The sequence below is a fragment of the Oleiphilus sp. HI0067 genome (genome assembly GCF_001635735.1).
Window position 1 is genome coordinate 1 of record NZ_LWFI01000384.1, and the last position, 977, is coordinate 977.

The following is a 977-nucleotide window of genomic DNA, read 5'->3' on the forward strand; positions in this document are numbered from 1 at the left end:
TAGGGCAGAGCAGGGCTCATTACTCGCCATGGCCTATTCAAATATGCGAGGTTACGGCGATATACATCCTACCGTTGCGGAATTACGTGTGGGTTATGTGCCTGTGATGCTACCTCACCCGATTACCGGTGAATTGACTGAAATTGGCGAAGTGGAAGTGACTGAATGCGAAGTCGTGGCCATGTACGAGGATGAGCAAGATGGGCAAAGGGCCAATAAGAAGGCCATGTTCACCTTAGGCTATGGCGCGTGCTTTGGGCACAATGAAGTGAAAGCAATTAGTATGGCGATCTTGGATCGTGCGCTTCAGAAAGGGATGCGAGACGGCCCATCAAATCCATCAGAAGATCCTGAATTTGTATTGCTGCATGTCGATGGCGTGGACTCTATGGGCTTTTGCTCTCATTACAAAATGCCTCACTACGTGACGTTCCAGTCAGATATGGATCGATTGAGAGCGACCCAAAATAAGCAAAGGGAGGCTGCAGAGTCATGAGTCAATACAATTTTGGATTTCTCGACGAGCATGCAAAGAAAGAAGTCAGGCGCTGTACCCTAAAAGCCATATCTATTCCTGGTTACCAAGTACCGTATTCAAGTCGGGAAATGCCAATGGGAAGAGGTTTTGGTACCGGCGGGCTGCAACTCACATTATCGCTGATTGGTGAAAACGATACCCTTAAAGTGATTGACCAGGGATCAGATGATTCAGTTAATGCGGTCAATCTTCGTGAATTTATCCAAATGACCTGCCCAGGTATCGACACAACGACGGATACAGAAGAGGCTGATATTGTTCAGTCTCGTCATCGTATTCCGGAAAAAGAGCTACGTGAGGATCAAATATTGGTCCTGCAGGTACCATATCCCGACCCGCTGGTAATTGTTGAACCCTCCGAAGACAAACGCAAGCAGATGCATGGAGAGGGTGATTACTCACGCTTGTTAGTTAAGCTATACGAAGACTTAGTGAAGTA

At 47.2% G+C, this 977-nt stretch carries 2 protein-coding genes; both read left to right on the forward strand.

From position 1 onward, the window contains the following. A partial coding sequence (locus tag A3739_RS04535) for a carbon-phosphorus lyase complex subunit PhnI (RefSeq protein ID WP_197472048.1) occupies positions 1-496 on the forward strand: 496 nt, incomplete at its 5' end. Then, positions 493-977: alpha-D-ribose 1-methylphosphonate 5-phosphate C-P-lyase PhnJ (locus A3739_RS04540; RefSeq protein WP_197472049.1), on the forward strand; the 485-nt coding region annotated here is incomplete at its 3' end. The genes A3739_RS04535 and A3739_RS04540, both read left to right, overlap by 4 nt.